This is a genomic window from Parasulfitobacter algicola (assembly GCF_013315265.1).
GTDB classification, from domain to species: Bacteria; Pseudomonadota; Alphaproteobacteria; order Rhodobacterales; family Rhodobacteraceae; genus Parasulfitobacter; species Parasulfitobacter algicola.
In genome coordinates, this window is the sequence record NZ_JABUFE010000001.1 from 363,682 (window position 1) to 379,226 (window position 15,545).

The following is a 15,545-nucleotide window of genomic DNA, read 5'->3' on the forward strand; positions in this document are numbered from 1 at the left end:
TAAGTCTTGAACGTGTTGTGCCATTAGGAATTGAACGAAAGGATGTAAGAATGCAAGCCGCCGAAACGACTGTGGATCCGTCAGAAATCGACAAGTTTGAAGCGATGGCAGCCGAATGGTGGGACCCCAACGGCAAGTTTAAGCCACTTCATATGCTGAACCCATGCAGGTTGGATTACATCACCAAGCAGATTGCCGCTGATTTTCGGCGCGACCTGAATACCGATAAACCGTTTGAGGGTCTGCGCCTTTTGGATATCGGATGCGGTGGTGGCTTGCTGTCTGAACCGATGGCAAGGCTGGGTGCAACTGTTGTCGGGGCCGACGCTGCAGAACGCAACATCCCTGTGGCGCGGGTGCATGCCGAACAATCCGGGCTTGAGATTGATTATCGCCATACTACTGCAGAAGCCCTGGTCGAAGATGGCGAAAAATTTGACATCGTGCTGAACATGGAAGTCGTCGAGCATGTCGCTGACCCGCTGGCATATCTGACAGCCTGTCAGCGCCTTTTAAAGCCTGGCGGGTTGCATATCTGTTCAACCATCAATCGCAATCCGAAAAGCTTTGCTGCTGCGATTGTGGGTGCTGAATACGTGATGCGCTGGCTGCCCAAAGGGACACACGAATGGCAAAAATTCATCACCCCGGATGAATTGTTCGAGCTTTTGAAAAAAGCCGGCCTAGATCCAGTGGACAGAAAAGGCTTTGTTTTCAATCCAATAACCTGGAGCTGGAAAGTATCAGAACGCGATACAAGCGTGAATTATGTCACGGCCAGCGTAAAACCAGCTTAATCCCGTTCGCCCAGCTTAATCCGAAGTTCGCGCAATACCGGAATTATGCCGCGCACCCGATCTGCACCGATATCGCGGACGACTTCTGCGATAAGGGGTGTGATGGCTTGCAAAGCAGCATCGCGGGCTGATCGACCTGTTGGGCTGATTGTTACCAGTTTGCGTCGCGCATCATCCCAATCAGGGCGAATGTGGACAAATCCGGACATCTCAAGTTTGTTTAATGTGTTGGTCATTGCGCCGCGCGTCACGTGAAACGAACTGGCCAACTGCGCCGGTGTTCGTTCAGAAGCGGTATGCGCCAGGTGATTCAACACCGAAAAATGCGAAAGCTCCATCCCTTTGGGCAACACCTTTGAAACCCGATTGCGCGCAAGCTGATCGGCGGTCAGGATTTCACTGAAAAGCGACGCGGCCAGCGCATCGTTTGAGTCCGTCATTCTGGCCCCTCAAAGGGTCTGTCATGGCTAAGTGAAGCAATTCGTTTACGTGCTTTTGCCACGTCTTCCATGTGCAAATCAACCAAGCTGATTCCGGCCTTTGTTCCCGCATCCACTAAAATGTCACCCCATGGCGATATGGCCAGGCTGTGTCCAAATGTTCGGCGACCCGGATGTTGTCCGGTTTGCGCAGGCGCAAGTACAAAGCACCCTGTTTCAATGGCGCGCGCACGTAACAAACTGTGCCAATGCGCCTGACCTGTGATCGACGAAAACGCGGACGGAACAGTCAGAATATCGGCCCCTGCCTGCGCAAGTGTTCTGTAAAGATGTGGAAAACGTAGATCATAGCAAATCGTCATTCCGATCCGTGCAAAGGGCGTTTGCGCCAAAACAGCTTTTGAACCCGGTCGATACCCCTTGGATTCCTGATATGTCTCAGATTCGGAAATCTGCACGTCAAACATATGGATTTTGTCGTATCGCGCCACGACTTCGCCCTTGGGCGAAATTAGAAAAGACCTATTTGCAAAGCGCCCATCTGGATCATTTGTTTTAATGGCAAGCGATCCGATCAAAAGCCAGACATTCAGAGTGTCAGCTTGCTGACGAAGGGCAAACAAAGTCTGATCTTCGTTCTCTGGGCACAGAACCTTATTCTGATGATCCCGGCTGGTCGAAACACAATTCGTGACTTCGGGTGTCAGAATAAACTGCGCACCGCTACCAGATGCTTCGCGCAGAAATTCCTGTGTACTGACAATGTTTACAGTAGGATCATCACCAGAGTTCAGCTGAATCAGAGCCGTTTTCACGGTCTAAGCCGCCAATAAGTCATCCAGCTTACCGCTGCGTTCCAGCGCATAAAGATCATCGCATCCGCCCACATGTGTATCGCCCACAAAAATCTGCGGCACCGTCCGGCGGCCATTGGCGCGCTGAATCATCTCAGGCTTACGGGATGCATCGGCCAGCACATCAATTTCGGAAAAACTGATGCCCTTTTCATTCAACAAACGCTTGGCAGAATGGCAAAAGCCACACAAGGGGGATGTATAAATCTCGACAATTTTCATAGCAGTATCCTTATCGGTTCCTGCTTTACTTAGGGCTGTTTCATCACGCGCGCCAGTACCAGGACATTTACGTGACTTGCGCCTGCTACAAAACACGCCTCGGTCGTGGCGGCAAGTGTTGCACCTGACGTCATCACATCGTCGATCAGTAAAATTGGTCGGTCTTGAATGCGGTTAAGCCGTTTGCTGTGCACATGAATTGCATCTTCCAGCATCTTAAAGCGGTCTGTTACCGTCATACCTTCCATCGGTTTCGTGCGCTTGCCGCGAACCAAAAGATCGGGGCAGTTTTCCAGCGATAGCTGCACGGCAAGCTCTTTTGACAGCAGTGCAGACTGGTTATAGCGGCGTTTCAGAAGGCGACGCCAGTGCAAGGGAACAGGTGCCACAATCATGTTCGGCAGGATCAATGGCTTTGCCACCTGCGCCATCCAACCCGCAGCAGGGCGGGCAAAATCAATTCGATCTGCATGTTTCAGCTGTAAAACCATCTTGCGTGCATTACCGGTGTAGGCCACTGCCGCGCGTCCCTGTGACCATGGGCGCGCCAATGTCATGCAGTCATCGCAATGCACGGCATGATCCGCATCGCCTGGCAAAGGTACCCCGCATTTATCGCAAACTGTACCACCTAAAAACGGTGTTTCGCCCCAGCACGGCCCGCATAATGCAAAATCAGTCTCGGTCATTTCGTCACAGGTCAGGCATTGCGACGGATAGATAATTCTTAAAGCGGTTTGCATCTGGGTATGACCTTTCTAAGTTAGCAGGTATGGACAAACCCCCACGTCTGACCGACATCACGGCCCTGCGCCGAAATCGTAAAAACCGCCTTAATCCCAAGGCGCTTTTCCTGCATGAGGAAGCTGCGTTCGAAATTCAGGAAAGACTGAATGAGGTTAATAGGGCCTTTAAAACCCCAGCAATCATCGCACCTTTTTCAAATATTTGGTCTGACAGCTTTCCTGGCGCCAAAATTATTGCTGATGATGATACTTTGTCGCTGAAACAGGGCGACCACGATCTGGTCATTCACGCCATGTCCCTGCATTGGAGCAATGATCCAGTGGGGCAACTGATCCAGTGCAAACGCGCTTTGACGCCAGATGGGCTTTTTATTGCGATATTCCCCGGTGGACAGACCTTGAACGAATTGCGCAGTGTTCTTGCCACAGCCGAGATCGGTGTTTCCAGCGGCCTGTCACCCCGCATCGCCCCAATGTCTGAGATCAGATCGATCGGTGCCCTGCTTCAGCGCGCAGGCTTTGCGTTGCCTGTGGCAGACAGCATTTCCCTGCACACAAGCTATGCAACCGCCTGGGATCTGATGCGTGAACTGCGGGCGATGGGCGAAGGAAACGCATTGGCCGCCCGCAAGAAAACCGCAAGCCGCCGTCAGATGTTTAACGAAGCGGCGATGCTTTATGAACAAGAGTATTCCGATGATACCGGCCGCATTCCTGCAACGTTTGAACTGATTTGCCTGACCGGATGGGCTCCGCATGACAGTCAACCGCAACCTTTGCGGCCTGGATCAGCGAAAGCCCGTCTTGCGGATGCTTTAAGCACGGTTGAAACCAAGGCAGGCGACCTGTCAAAGCCATCATCGCATTGACCTGCGGTGAAAAGCATTTATCTGGCGTTAGGGAACTGTTCTGTTAGGATGCGGGTATTATGATGCTGGATGCAAAAGCAAGCGCGACGATTGTCAGCGATGAGGTGAAGCAGGCCAAATGCCCTGTCCATGCCCCTGCCGATCATCCAAAAATCCCACCTGCGAAAATCGGTGTTTTGCTGGCCAATCTGGGAACGCCCGACAACTATGATTATTGGTCAATGCGCCGATATCTGAACGAATTTCTGTCCGACCGCCGCGTGATTGATTACAGCCCATGGATCTGGCAGCCGCTTTTGCAGTTAATTATTTTGACAAAACGCCCTTTTTCCAGCGGCGAGGCTTACAAATCGATCTGGAATGAAAAAGATGGCGAAAGCCCCTTGATGACGATCACCAAGGCACAAACTTCAAAGATTAAAGATATCATGACGCAGCAACATGGCGATCACGTCATGGTCGATTTCTGTATGCGCTATGGCAATCCGTCAACAAAATCCAAAGTGCGGGCAATGATCGAAGCGGGATGTCAGAAAATTTTGTTCTTTCCACTCTATCCTCATTATGCAGGCGCGACCTCGGCCACGGCAAATGACCAGTTTTTCCGTTGTCTGATGGAAGAAAAATGGCAACCCGCCACCCGAACAGTGCAAGCATATTACGAACAACCGTTGTATATCGAAGCCTTGGCACAATCCGTCGAAAAAGCCTATGCAGACATTGAAAACCGACCTGATATTCTGGTGTGTTCATATCACGGCGTGCCACAACGATATCTGATGGAAGGCGATCCCTATCATTGCCAATGCCAGAAAACGACGCGGCTTTTGAAAGAACGGTTGGGCTGGGACGATACGCAAATCACAACCACATTTCAGTCGCGCTTTGGCCCCGAAGAATGGCTGAAACCTTATACTGTTGAGGAAGTCGCACGTTTGGCAGAAGATGGGAAAAAGAAAATTGCCGTTATGGCCCCGGCGTTTTCAGCTGACTGCATCGAAACACTTGAAGAGATCAACGAAGAAATAAAAGAGAGTTTTGAGGAAGCAGGCGGAGAAGAATTCACATATATCCCCTGCCTGAACGACGATGACGCCCACATGAAAGCGCTGACTGCTATCATCGATGACAACCTTAAAGGTTGGATTTAAGGCTGCTGAAAATCTGGTTGACGATAGGTTACGATACTACGGTTATCCTTTGAAAAACCGATCTGGGTTTACTGTTCATCACCCCGATTGCCAGCCATATCCTGTATCAACCGTGCGATGCCAACCGATGCTTCGGAATGATTGGCTTTATTTGGCGAAAGTCCCAGCACGCGGGCGCGAATATGAGTCCAGGTATCGTTTTCGGCGCCGCCCCCTGCAGTGAAAAGCAGTTTGGGTGCGGCCCCGCCTCTGTTCACGATGGTATCATAGCATTGAGCTTCGATCCGGGCGATGCTTTCAAGCAGTCCGTGCAGATAGTCAGCGTCGCTGGCAGGGCGTGGATTCATCCGCGGGGGATATTCAGGGTCATTGATCGGAAAACGTTCACCGGGCTTTAGCAGCGGATATAAATCCAATGGGCTTTCCATATCAGGGTCAATGGCGTTCGAAAGGCGGTCAAGATCGCTAGCGGTAAAAAGGTCTGCCAGCACACCGCCGCCCGTATTTGAGGCTCCACCAACCAGCCAGAAATCACCAAGCCGGTGTGAATAAAGACCAACGTTGGGATCATCTATCCGGGTATCGCTTAGGATTTTAATGGCCAGCGTTGTCCCAAGGGATGTGACCGCCGCGCCCAACTTCAGCGGTGCGGCTGCAAGAAACGCCGCGATGCTGTCTGTTGTTCCTGCATGAATTTGCGTGCTCGTTGCCACACCCAGTGCTTGCGCTGTAACAGATGATATTTGCCCGACCAAGGCACCGGCTGGCACAGGGTTCGGCAACAATGATGTGCACAATCCGGTTGCGGCAAACCAGTCTGGCCATGTCCTTGTGGCAGGATCAAATCCGGTTTTCAGGGCATTATTATAATCAGACACACCGCCACGACCCAGCAAATGCGCGATTATGAAATCGGCCTGATGCAAAAGATGTGTCGCTGACTTACCGGTATCCTCAGACTGCAATCGCAGCGCGCGCCCAAGGGCAGAGTTCGAGCCCCTTGTGATATGGGTGTCAGGGGCATGACGGGCGATGATAGCCGCCTCAGCTTCGAAACCTGACGAATTATACATCAGTGCACGGGTGACAGGGCGCAGTTTAGCGTCAGTCAAAACCATAGTGCCCGAAGTGCCATCAACACCAATGCGCATAATATCATCTGGTGAATGGCCGATTTCACGCAATACCGCACATTGCGCCCGCACACATTGCACCACGGATCGCCACCATGCCATCGCGTCAATTTGGTTTGGATCCTGGGGTTCGTGCGCAACGCGTTGGGACGATATCAGATCACCGACCTTGTTCAGTACTGCCGTGCGTATGCCAGACGTTCCAATATCGATCCCAAGGCTTAATTCGGTCATGTCCGTGCAGCCAGCGTCTGACGATATTTTTCGGCATCCCAATTCATCAGCTCTGCCTCTGAATCCGCACCAATGGGCTGTGCGGTCCAATTTTCTGGTAAACGTACCAGACAATCGGACAAACAACGGATCATTGCACGTTGAGATGACGTTGCGCCATCACGCAAATAGACACCTTCGCCCTGAACAAGAAACACCGGCGGCTGTCCATTATGGTCGTTTTCGGGCAACGCAGGACCCAGAAAAACAACATGATCAGGATAATAGGAACCGCTAAGCACAAAATTAGTTATGCGCGCATCAAACGCCATCCAGCTTTCACCAACCCGTTCAAAGCCATCTTGCAATGGTCCTTGCGGCGTTTTGGGGCGCGATTGTTTCGGCATGGAAAGCCGCATTTCAACCACGCCCATAATCTGATCAGTTTCAGCAACGGTTGATCCGCAGCATATCAACCCGTGATTTTCAAGGACTATGACCTGCGTCTGCGGTGTGACACGGGCCAGAATTTCACGGGTCAGCGGAAGACCCGGCTTGGCGTAAGGCACAAAGACTGCGGATAATCCATTCAGTTTTTCACGGGCCGCCAACCGGCCTTCGGGGCTAATCGCATGCACCAGGGTCGCAATTGAATGGGTGTGGGCGACCACCGGCCAATCAAGGGCGGCGTGGAATGTTGTTTCGATAGAGGGCCGTAGCGTGTTCGTTTTATCCAGCACTGTCGCCTTGCAACTTCCATCACCCGCGCCCGCGGCTTCAGCTTTGGCAGCGTTTCTATCAACAGAGACAAAAATAGATTTATGTTCGGCGTCGGCCAATTCCGTTCCAGACGCCTTGATCCACATGATATCATCTGACTTAATCGACGTATTCCCACCCGGTCCCTGAACACGAAGCGGGTCTTGTCCAAGACGGGCAGAAAAGGCGCGGAATTCAGGTGTCAGCAGATCGTCCATCGGCTACCTCAGGTCAGGAAGGGAATAATTGGGTGGGTCCATCATGGCAGCTTTTGAAAGCCGCAGGATATCTTGCGCGATGGTGTTATTACAGATGTCGGGTCGATGAACCCCAACCTGGATCAACAGGCTTTGCCATCCGGCAGTTTGGGCCCCAAGAATGTCATGATGCAAACTGTCACCAACCATCAGGATCTTATCTGGTGCACAACCAAGTGATTTTTGCATGGCGTCAAAGATCGGGCGGTGCGGCTTGCCGAATAGATGTACGATCCCACCCATCTGCTTATAACGTTCAGCCAATGCACCCGGTGATGTGACATAGGTTCCACCGCCCCTGGGAGCGGTCAAATCGGGGTTTGAACAATAAAATGGAAGGTTGCGGTCTAAACTGGCGTGCAAAATTTCATCATATGCGCTCAAATCGCTACCATCCGGCAAGCCCATCAGAAGCACGGCGTCTGTCGCCGACACATCATCCACCAGCTTTAACTGTAAACCTTCGGCCCAATTTGCCGCGTCACCGGGGCGCGCCTCAATCGGGTACAAAAATTGCGCCGTTTCGTCACCTGATGCAAAAACCTGCCACAGCGCCTCGCCCGAGGTCATGATGGTATCAAATACCGATACATCAAATCCCATATCAGAGATGCGCATGGCATTGAGTACGGCGCGTTTGCCAGAATTAGAAAGAACGCCCAGCTTTGCGCAGCTGTTCTTAAGATGTTCAAGCGTTTGGATCGCTTTGGGATAAGGCGCGCTGCCGTCGTGCAGCACGCCCCATTGATCCAGAACGATCGCTTCGAACTGATCAGCAATGCTGCTGATGCTGTCGATAAGTTGCGTCATCAGATTAGGGTTTGTCTGGCGTTGGCGGAACAAGCGCTGCGATATAGGCGTCAGCCTCTTCGCGGCTTAAGGCCGATGCCGATTTATCGACGCTACCTGCTGGCATGTCACCAAAATAAAATTGATAGCCCGGGATAACCTGACGACGCTTGCGTATCGGCATGCCTTCATACGGGAAAACGTCTGAACGCCCGTTGGCCACTTTATCATGACACGCCAGGATATAATCTGCGCGCTTGTCTAGCTCTTCGACCGATTTCCAGCCTTCATAGCTGTTCACGAACCGCGCAGGCACCCAATAGCGCCAACCTTCGTCGGGATTGGGTTCCATGTTGCGTTCCTGAAAGATCGCATCGCCCGCGACCACGATATCACCTGCGCTGGTCGCCACGGTAACGGCCATATGACCCACCGAATGGCCGGGGGTATGGAACATCGTGATGCCGGGCAGAACCTCGCATTCATCTTCAACCGCCTCAAAAGGACAACCAGCATAGGCAGGTTCAATATCCAGAACACCGCTTTCATACGTGCGATAGTAAAGTGGTAGCGGGTTATAGGCCATTTCAATCTCGGCCTTGGGGGCGATATAGCGGGCGTTCTTGAATTGCTTCATATTCTGCACGTGATCCCAGTGCAGGTGGGTAAAGACGATCGCGTCAATCTCGTCTGGGTGAACACCCAATTTTTGTTCCAGATGCTCATGCACCTGCAGACAGCCGCGTTTGTCGCATTTGTGGTGGTACTTAGTGGCGCGTTCTTCATCGCAAAGACCGGTATCGATCAGGATCTTATGTTCACCCGTATCAACATAATGGCAGTAAACCGGGTTCCAGATCTTTTGGCCTGCAGGCCCTTTCCAGAAAATATAGGTGCCAAGGTCAGCCTCAAGCCAGCCGGTATTGATGGGATAAATCTTAGTCTCTGCAACGCCCATTGAGTCCTCCACATTACGAGTCACAATGTTTGTATACAAAATATAGTAAATGTCTACAGATTGATCAGAATTTTATAATTTTCATTCTATAGATTAATTATTTACCGCCAAAACACGCATAAAACTTTCTGTCATATGCTGTCGCATACCATCGACAGCCATTTGTGAATCTCCCGAAAAAATCTTAGCAAGCAGGTCTTCATGGTTCGCGACAGACGCAATCAGATCTGCTTGCGATTCCAGTTTTTTGGCGCGGAACGGTCCGGTTTTACGACGAAAATCAGACGCTAATTCAAAGATATAAGGGTTATCGGTCGCACGATAGATTGCCATATGCAGCGCTTCGTTCGCGCGGATATAAGCGATCCGATCATTTGCTTGGGCGGCCGTTTTACAATTGGCTTGTGCTGCTTCTATTTCAGATCGGTTTAGAAGGGTAAGGCGTTGATTGGCAAGGCGTGCGCAAATGCTCTCTATTTCTTGCATAGCCTCAAACATTTGCGATAATTCTTCGCGTGAATATTCTGCAACACGAACGCCCCTTTTTTCACCTGCGATCAACACACCTTGTGCAGTAAGGCGACTAAGTGCCTCGCGAACGGGGGTGCGTGATACACCAAAGCGTTGTGCAAGTTTCGTTTCATCTAAACGCTCGCCCGGTTGCAACAACCCGGCAGCGATATCGTCCAGCAGAACGCTTTCGATTTTTTGACCGGTCGATTCGCGTGATTGTGTACTGTTGCGGTCCATGATGACGCCCCCAGGGTGACCTTGTGTTGTCCTATCCCTAGCATGTTACGCAAACTAAAACCACTAAAACCAACAATTTTGGATATTTTGGGTTGATTTTGTATACAAAGTGATATTCCCTTGGACGCTATAGGGGGAGAAAACCACATATGCCCGAAATACGGCTTCAGCAGCTGCGCAAAGATTACGGCGCAGTGAACGTGATTGAAAATCTCAACCTTGAGATGGCAGATGGTGAATTTACTGTCCTTGTTGGTCCATCGGGCTGCGGAAAATCAACAACTCTTCGGATGATTGCCGGTCTGGAAAGCGTCACAGGTGGCCAGATTGTTATCGGTGACCGTGACGTATCAAAGCTTGAGCCGAAAGAACGCGATCTGGCGATGGTGTTTCAGGATTACGCGCTTTACCCGCATATGAACGTCGCAAAGAACATGTCATTTGCGCTGCGCCTTGCGCGTATGAATAAATCAGACATCGAAAAACGGGTGAAAGAGGTTGCAGCAACACTGGACCTGACCGCATATCTTGATCGTAAACCCGCAGAACTGTCGGGCGGACAGCGTCAGCGTGTTGCCATGGGGCGCGCATTGGTGCGCGATGCCGGGACATTCCTGTTTGATGAGCCGCTATCGAACCTTGACGCAAAACTACGAGGTCAGATGCGCGCCGAACTTGCGCTGATGTCGCAGCGGATCAGAAAAAACATGATCTACGTGACCCATGATCAGGTCGAAGCGATGACCCTTGGTGACAAGATCGTTGTCATGAAGTTTGGCGAAATCATGCAAGCGGGAACGCCGGAGCAGCTGTATCGCAACCCCGCCAACAAGTTTGTCGCAGGGTTTATCGGATCACCCACGATGAACTTTCTGGCTGCTGAACTTATCGAGGAAAATGGTGTTTTATCTGCAAAAGGTCAGGGGTTTTCCATTCCACTACCCGACGCGCGCAGAGCCAGCTTGCAGGCGCACAAAGACCGCAACATCCACCTTGGCATTCGGCCATCCAGCTTTACTGAGGGTCCGGGTGGTCTGAAAATGCCCGTGATCCTGTCTGAATACATCGGCGCGCAATCTGTGCTGATTTCTGAACTTGGCGGACAGCAAGTGGCGATCGAAGTTAACACCGTTGTGCCCATTCGTGCCGGTGAAGAACGTGAATTCAAGGTTCAGGGGGATGAAATTCATCTTTTTGACCCACAAACAGAGGCCGCACTTTAGCGCGGTCTGAACAAAGGCCGCTTAGACGGCTGTAACCATCTGGGAGGATGAAATGAAGCTTAATCGAAACAAAGTCTGGTCTGCTGCCATTGCAGTGACCCTGACATATACGGGGGCGGCCTATTCAGACGGGCATACCGCAGACGTATATGCGCCCTATGAAGGAACGACACTGGTCGTCAATTTCCCCGCGCATCCGCATTACAACGCCGTTCTGGATGTTCTGCCAGAATTTACCGAGCAGACCGGGATTGAAGTGGAAGTTGATCAACTTCAGTACTTGAAAATGCGCGAACGACAGACGCTTGAGTTGACAAAGGATGAAGGCGATTATGACCTGATTTCTTATGTTGTCTTTTCCAAAGCTGACTATGTTTACGCCGATCAGCTGGAAAATCTAGCCAAGTATTTCATGAATCCGGCCTTGGCTGATCCGAACTATGATGCCGAAGATCTGATCGACGGTTATGTTCAGAATATTGGTGTTGCTGGCGGTGCCCAGGGCTATTTGCCCGGTCCAACGGGTTCGTTGTTTGGTATCCCGTTTGGGTCCGAAACATCGGTGCTAGGATATCGCAAGGATATCTTTGAAAAGCATGGGCTAGAAGTTCCACAAACGTATGATGAATTGCTGGAAATTGCCTGCAAAATCCCAGAGCTTGAACCAGGTATGGGCGGACTCGCATCGCGCGCCGCATCGGGCCACCAGGCTTCTCATGCGTTTTTGCTGCACCTCGCGCCACTTGGTGGGCGTGTGTTTGATGAACAGTGGAACCCAACCATAAATAATGCCGCTGCTGTCGAAGCGGCAACAGCCTTGAAGACAATCATCGACTGTGGTGTCGAAGGTTCAGAAACGTTCGGTCCTGCCGAAGCGGCTGCATCTTTTGCCCAGGGGCAATCTGCCATGTTCCTTGATTCCATTGCATTCGCAGCGGGTTTTGAAGATGAAAGCCGATCAACGGTTGCCGGAAATGTCGGTTGGGCCTTGCACCCCGAAGGCGTGCGGCGCGGCAGCCAAACGGGTGGCTTTGGTATCGCGATCCCATCAAATGCGCAAAACAAAGAGGCCGCGTTTCTGCTGATGCAGTGGCTGACCTCAAAAGAAGCTGATTTGATGATTGCGATGGCCGGCGGTAACCCGTCACGCTTCTCAACCTATGAGAACCCTGAATATCAGGCAGCCTATGCGTATGCTGAAACATTTGGTGAAGCCCTGAAATATGCCGATCCTAACTGGCGTCCGATCATCCCGCCGTGGGGTAAAATCAATGCGGATCTTGGCACAACTTTATCGCAAGTACTGACCGAAGATCTGGACATCCAGGAAGCTTTGGATGGTGTCGCAGAGCGCACCCGCGCCACAATGGAAGAAGCCGGTTATTACACCTGGCAGTAATACACTTCCCATTCGGGTCGGCGCTGAACGCGTCGGCCCAATACTGTGATCAATGATCGAAAAGGCCCGTTTTCATGAGCATTGCTCGCACGAACCGCATGACACCCTATCTTTTTCTGGCGCCTGCTGGATTGGTGTTACTTTTCGCGTTGTTCTATCCGATTTGCTATATGATTTACGCCAGTTTTCTGGACTGGAACCCCAGCCAGAGGATCGGCGAGGCTGATTTTGTTGGCTTGCGGAATTATACCAAATTGTTTAGCGATCCCAGTTTTCGCGAAAGCATGTGGGTCACCCTGAAATTTGCTGGTGTCGTTGTAACGCTTGAGATGTTTCTGGGTGTCGGGCTTGCCCTTCTTCTTGATCGTAATATTCGCGGTATGTCACTGCTGCGGACACTCTTTATCTTACCCATGATGATTGCGCCCATCGTTGTTGGACTGATGTGGCGGTATATGTATCACCCGACAGTCGGCATTTTTAACAAGACGCTGAAATCATGGGGGTTCGACACGATCCCTTGGTTGTCAGACGGCAATTGGGCGTTCGCATCAGTCGTGATTGCAGATGTCTGGCAGTGGACCCCGTTCATCTTCATTCTGTCGTTGGCTGCGCTGCAATCACTTCCCACCTCGGCCGTCGAAGCTAGCAAGATCGACGGTGCAAGCGGCTGGCAACAGATCATTTACATCAAATTGCCGCTGATGTTGCCCGTGCTGATCGTGACATTTCTGTTGCGCCTGATCGACAGCTTCAAAGTGCTTGAAGTGATCCTGGTGATGACCAATGGCGGCCCGGGGTTATCAACCGAAATCCTGTCGCTACGCATCAATCGAACCGCCTCAGAATTTCGGGAACTGGGCGAAGCTGCTGCCATGTCGAACCTGCTTTTGATCGTCTTACTTCTGCTGACATTTGCGATGTTCATCTACAACAAGGCACAGGACGCACGCGCAGCCCGGCTGCGCGCAGTGGAGGAAGAGGCATGAGCACTAAGACCTATGACCGTCAAAACCCGGCGTTCTATGCACTGCTGATTACATTGGTCGTGATGGCGATTGGACCGATCTATCTGATGCTTGTCACGTCGCTTAAGCTGAACGTCGATATCATGTCCGACAGCACGAACATTTTGTTCATGCCTACATTGCGGAATTATGAAACCGCCCTGTGTGATTTTCTGTGGTACAAACCTGAATACTTACGCCGCTGCGACCCGACCTTTGGCCGCGCATTGACGAATTCGCTTATTATTGGTCTGATCTCAACCGCGATCACGCTGATCATTGGCACCATGGCCGCCTATGCTTTGGTGCGCTTTCGATTCATGGGTCGCGATGTCGTGTCGATTTGGACGCTGATGATGCGTATGGTACCGCCTGCCGTTCTGCTGGTTCCCGTCTTTGGTATCTGGACGTTCCAGTTTGGCATCGACGGCTCACGTGGCGGCATCATCCTGGTCTATGTCGCGCTGAACCTGCCCTTCGTGATCTGGATTTTGCAAAGCTTCATCGTGCAAGTACCGATCCAGCTAGAGGAAGCCGCCCGGATGGACGGCGCAGGTCCCTTTCAGGTCTTCTTTCTGGTTGTCCTGCCGTTGATCAAACCTGGCATTGCGGCGGCTTCGATCTTTACGTTCCGGGTCGCATGGAATGAATTTCTGTTGGCCAATGCGCTGGCAGATCGTAACAGCCGTACGGTGCCTGTCACCATCGTCAACAGTCTGACAGAGTTCAACATCGACTGGGGCGTTATCATGGCGACAGGCATGTTACTGGCGATCCCGCCAATTATCTTTACCTTTATCGCCAGTCGTCAAATTATTACCGGCATGACAGCGGGGGCCGTGAAAGGCTGATGTCTGTTCTGCTGCTGGCGACCTATGAGACCAAGCAAGAAGAGGCTGATTACCTGATCGCTGCTCTTATGGCTTTGGGTGTTGCAGTTGAAACCTGCGATATCTCACTGCATGCAGGCGGCGTGCAATGGTCACCCAAGGCTAAGATTGCAGGAATGGCGCAGGCCACAGATCGCGCCATCACCCAGATCTCAGCCAAGCCCCAAACCGGGCGCCGCATGGTCGTGGCGATCGGCGGTGGTACAGGAGGGCAGATCGCGCTACGCGTTTTGCAATCATTACCAGTTGCTATGCCCAAAGTGTTGGTGACCACCCTGCCGTTCGATCCGCGCTATATCATTGCGGATAGTTCGATCATTCTGGTGCCAACCATCGCCGATCTTTGTGGATTGAATGCGACGACCCGCGCAGCACTTGATCAAGCCGCCGCTATCACGGGTGGGCTTTATCATGCGTCATTACCAACTGGTCCCGTGTCACACACACCATCCATCGGGGTGACCGCGCTGGGCGTCACTGGGCCGGGCACCGATGCGCTTTGCGCGCGGCTAAAAACGGATGGGCAAGAGGTTACCGTCTTTCATGCCAATGGCTTTGGTGGCGCGGCATTCACCCGATGGGCGAAGATTGGTGCGTTCAAGTCGGTGATCGACTATACCCCACATGAATTGACGCGCTGCTATATCGCGGGCGTTCATGCCGATATGCCTGGGCGTTTTACAAGCATGGGGAATTTGCCGCGCGTGGTGCTGCCCGGTGGTGTGAATTTCATCGGCTTGGGCGAACCTGATCTGATGCCTGAAACATATCGCAATCGCCCGCATTATTCGCATTCCCCGCTTTTTACGCATGTGCAGTGCGCCGAAGATGAAATGGAAAAATGCGCCAATATTCTTGGTGCGGCCTTGAAAGAAGCCACTGCCCCCGTGCGCGTTCTGATCCCCATGGGCGGCTTTTCGTCGGAAGACCGCCCCGATGGTGCCATCGAAAGCCCTGGCCTGCGGCATGTCTTTGCGGACACGCTGGAAACCCACATTCCCCTGACCCGTCTTAAAGGACACATCAACGATAGCGCTGTGGCCCATGCTGCCGTCGACGCGTTGCGTGACATAACAAAGGACTGACAT

General features: G+C 51.9%; 17 protein-coding genes. 8 read left to right on the forward strand and 9 right to left on the reverse strand.

The window, feature by feature from the left end:
- Positions 1 to 50 precede the first annotated feature (50 nt).
- Complete coding sequence (gene ubiG, locus HRQ87_RS01800) at positions 51 to 797, forward strand: bifunctional 2-polyprenyl-6-hydroxyphenol methylase/3-demethylubiquinol 3-O-methyltransferase UbiG (protein ID WP_174134632.1); 747 nt, start codon at positions 51 to 53, stop codon at positions 795 to 797.
- Here ubiG and HRQ87_RS01805 read toward each other — a convergent pair.
- From HRQ87_RS01805 to HRQ87_RS01820, 4 genes are read right to left on the reverse strand one after another with little or no spacing between them, the layout of a single operon-like run.
- Positions 794 to 1,237: a MarR family winged helix-turn-helix transcriptional regulator gene (locus HRQ87_RS01805; RefSeq protein WP_174134634.1), complete on the reverse strand. Its 444-nt coding sequence runs from the start codon at positions 1,235 to 1,237 to the stop codon at positions 794 to 796. The two genes, ubiG and HRQ87_RS01805, sit on opposite strands and share 4 nt — an antisense overlap.
- A complete protein-coding gene (locus HRQ87_RS01810; RefSeq protein WP_174134635.1) occupies positions 1,234 to 2,052 on the reverse strand; it encodes a nitrilase-related carbon-nitrogen hydrolase in 819 nt (272 codons plus the stop codon). The genes HRQ87_RS01805 and HRQ87_RS01810 overlap by 4 nt, the downstream gene beginning before the upstream one ends.
- A 3-nt stretch (positions 2,053 to 2,055) precedes the next feature.
- A complete protein-coding gene (grxC, locus tag HRQ87_RS01815; RefSeq protein WP_174134637.1) occupies positions 2,056 to 2,313 on the reverse strand; it encodes a glutaredoxin 3 in 258 nt (85 codons plus the stop codon).
- A 29-nt stretch (positions 2,314 to 2,342) separates the two neighbouring features.
- Positions 2,343 to 3,056, reverse strand: coding sequence for a ComF family protein (locus HRQ87_RS01820; protein WP_174134639.1), 714 nt, complete (start codon positions 3,054 to 3,056; stop codon positions 2,343 to 2,345).
- A 29-nt stretch (positions 3,057 to 3,085) separates the two neighbouring features.
- Between HRQ87_RS01820 and HRQ87_RS01825 the strand changes: the two genes are divergently transcribed.
- Complete coding sequence (locus HRQ87_RS01825; RefSeq protein WP_174134642.1) at positions 3,086 to 3,928, forward strand: methyltransferase domain-containing protein; 843 nt, start codon at positions 3,086 to 3,088, stop codon at positions 3,926 to 3,928.
- A 62-nt stretch (positions 3,929 to 3,990) separates the two neighbouring features.
- A complete protein-coding gene (hemH, locus tag HRQ87_RS01830) occupies positions 3,991 to 5,079 on the forward strand; it encodes a ferrochelatase (RefSeq protein ID WP_174135359.1) in 1,089 nt (362 codons plus the stop codon).
- Positions 5,080 to 5,147: 68 nt separating this feature from the next.
- Here hemH and HRQ87_RS01835 read toward each other — a convergent pair whose 3' ends face one another.
- From HRQ87_RS01835 to HRQ87_RS01855, 5 genes are all read right to left on the reverse strand, one after another.
- Entirely contained in the window at positions 5,148 to 6,446 is a 1,299-nt protein-coding gene (locus tag HRQ87_RS01835; RefSeq protein WP_174134643.1) for an FGGY-family carbohydrate kinase, read from the reverse strand.
- Entirely contained in the window at positions 6,443 to 7,402 is a 960-nt protein-coding gene (locus tag HRQ87_RS01840) for a class II aldolase/adducin family protein (RefSeq protein ID WP_174134645.1), read from the reverse strand. The genes HRQ87_RS01835 and HRQ87_RS01840 overlap by 4 nt, the downstream gene beginning before the upstream one ends.
- 3 nt (positions 7,403 to 7,405) lie before the next feature.
- Positions 7,406 to 8,251: a TIGR01459 family HAD-type hydrolase gene (locus HRQ87_RS01845; RefSeq protein WP_174134647.1), complete on the reverse strand. Its 846-nt coding sequence runs from the start codon at positions 8,249 to 8,251 to the stop codon at positions 7,406 to 7,408.
- A 4-nt stretch (positions 8,252 to 8,255) separates the two neighbouring features.
- Positions 8,256 to 9,188 (reverse strand): N-acyl homoserine lactonase family protein, encoded by a 933-nt coding sequence (locus tag HRQ87_RS01850; RefSeq protein WP_174134648.1) that lies wholly within the window; start codon positions 9,186 to 9,188, stop codon positions 8,256 to 8,258.
- A gap of 93 nt (positions 9,189 to 9,281) precedes the next feature.
- The gene (locus HRQ87_RS01855) at positions 9,282 to 9,938 is read right to left on the reverse strand and encodes a GntR family transcriptional regulator (protein WP_174134650.1); all 657 of its coding nucleotides are present in this window, start codon (positions 9,936 to 9,938) and stop codon (positions 9,282 to 9,284) included.
- A 149-nt stretch (positions 9,939 to 10,087) separates the two neighbouring features.
- Between HRQ87_RS01855 and HRQ87_RS01860 the strand changes: the two genes are divergently transcribed.
- The 5 genes from HRQ87_RS01860 (at position 10,088) to HRQ87_RS01880 (ending at position 15,542) form a co-directional block, all read left to right on the forward strand.
- Positions 10,088 to 11,161: an ABC transporter ATP-binding protein gene (locus HRQ87_RS01860; protein ID WP_174134651.1), complete on the forward strand. Its 1,074-nt coding sequence runs from the start codon at positions 10,088 to 10,090 to the stop codon at positions 11,159 to 11,161.
- 52 nt (positions 11,162 to 11,213) lie between these two features.
- The gene (locus HRQ87_RS01865) at positions 11,214 to 12,560 is read left to right on the forward strand and encodes an extracellular solute-binding protein (protein ID WP_174134652.1); all 1,347 of its coding nucleotides are present in this window, start codon (positions 11,214 to 11,216) and stop codon (positions 12,558 to 12,560) included.
- Between the two features lie 74 nt (positions 12,561 to 12,634).
- A complete protein-coding gene (locus HRQ87_RS01870; RefSeq protein ID WP_174134653.1) occupies positions 12,635 to 13,549 on the forward strand; it encodes a carbohydrate ABC transporter permease in 915 nt (304 codons plus the stop codon).
- Complete coding sequence (locus HRQ87_RS01875; RefSeq protein WP_174134654.1) at positions 13,546 to 14,418, forward strand: carbohydrate ABC transporter permease; 873 nt, start codon at positions 13,546 to 13,548, stop codon at positions 14,416 to 14,418. Before HRQ87_RS01870 ends, HRQ87_RS01875 begins: the two co-directional genes overlap by 4 nt.
- On the forward strand, positions 14,418 to 15,542 hold the full coding sequence (locus HRQ87_RS01880; RefSeq protein ID WP_174134655.1) for a Tm-1-like ATP-binding domain-containing protein: 1,125 nt from the start codon (positions 14,418 to 14,420) through the stop codon (positions 15,540 to 15,542). Before HRQ87_RS01875 ends, HRQ87_RS01880 begins: the two co-directional genes overlap by 1 nt.
- The last annotated feature ends 3 nt before the right edge of the window (positions 15,543 to 15,545 follow it).

What these genes read in the sequence shown, in the direction of transcription:
- HRQ87_RS01865 (WP_174134652.1), top strand. Translation starts at nt 11,214, where the DNA reads ATGAAGCTTAATCGAAACAAAGTCTGGTCTGCTGCCATTGCAGTGACC.
- HRQ87_RS01840 (WP_174134645.1), bottom strand. Translation starts at nt 7,402, where the DNA reads ATGGACGATCTGCTGACACCTGAATTCCGCGCCTTTTCTGCCCGTCTT.
- HRQ87_RS01850 (WP_174134648.1), bottom strand. Translation starts at nt 9,188, where the DNA reads ATGGGCGTTGCAGAGACTAAGATTTATCCCATCAATACCGGCTGGCTT.
- HRQ87_RS01820 (WP_174134639.1), bottom strand. Translation starts at nt 3,056, where the DNA reads ATGCAAACCGCTTTAAGAATTATCTATCCGTCGCAATGCCTGACCTGT.
- HRQ87_RS01825 (WP_174134642.1), top strand. Translation starts at nt 3,086, where the DNA reads ATGGACAAACCCCCACGTCTGACCGACATCACGGCCCTGCGCCGAAAT.
- HRQ87_RS01805 (WP_174134634.1), bottom strand. Translation starts at nt 1,237, where the DNA reads ATGACGGACTCAAACGATGCGCTGGCCGCGTCGCTTTTCAGTGAAATC.
- HRQ87_RS01845 (WP_174134647.1), bottom strand. Translation starts at nt 8,251, where the DNA reads ATGACGCAACTTATCGACAGCATCAGCAGCATTGCTGATCAGTTCGAA.
- grxC (WP_174134637.1), bottom strand. Translation starts at nt 2,313, where the DNA reads ATGAAAATTGTCGAGATTTATACATCCCCCTTGTGTGGCTTTTGCCAT.
- HRQ87_RS01835 (WP_174134643.1), bottom strand. Translation starts at nt 6,446, where the DNA reads ATGACCGAATTAAGCCTTGGGATCGATATTGGAACGTCTGGCATACGC.
- ubiG (WP_174134632.1), top strand. Translation starts at nt 51, where the DNA reads ATGCAAGCCGCCGAAACGACTGTGGATCCGTCAGAAATCGACAAGTTT.
- HRQ87_RS01860 (WP_174134651.1), top strand. Translation starts at nt 10,088, where the DNA reads ATGCCCGAAATACGGCTTCAGCAGCTGCGCAAAGATTACGGCGCAGTG.
- HRQ87_RS01870 (WP_174134653.1), top strand. Translation starts at nt 12,635, where the DNA reads ATGAGCATTGCTCGCACGAACCGCATGACACCCTATCTTTTTCTGGCG.
- hemH (WP_174135359.1), top strand. Translation starts at nt 3,991, where the DNA reads ATGCTGGATGCAAAAGCAAGCGCGACGATTGTCAGCGATGAGGTGAAG.
- HRQ87_RS01880 (WP_174134655.1), top strand. Translation starts at nt 14,418, where the DNA reads ATGTCTGTTCTGCTGCTGGCGACCTATGAGACCAAGCAAGAAGAGGCT.
- HRQ87_RS01875 (WP_174134654.1), top strand. Translation starts at nt 13,546, where the DNA reads ATGAGCACTAAGACCTATGACCGTCAAAACCCGGCGTTCTATGCACTG.
- HRQ87_RS01855 (WP_174134650.1), bottom strand. Translation starts at nt 9,938, where the DNA reads ATGGACCGCAACAGTACACAATCACGCGAATCGACCGGTCAAAAAATC.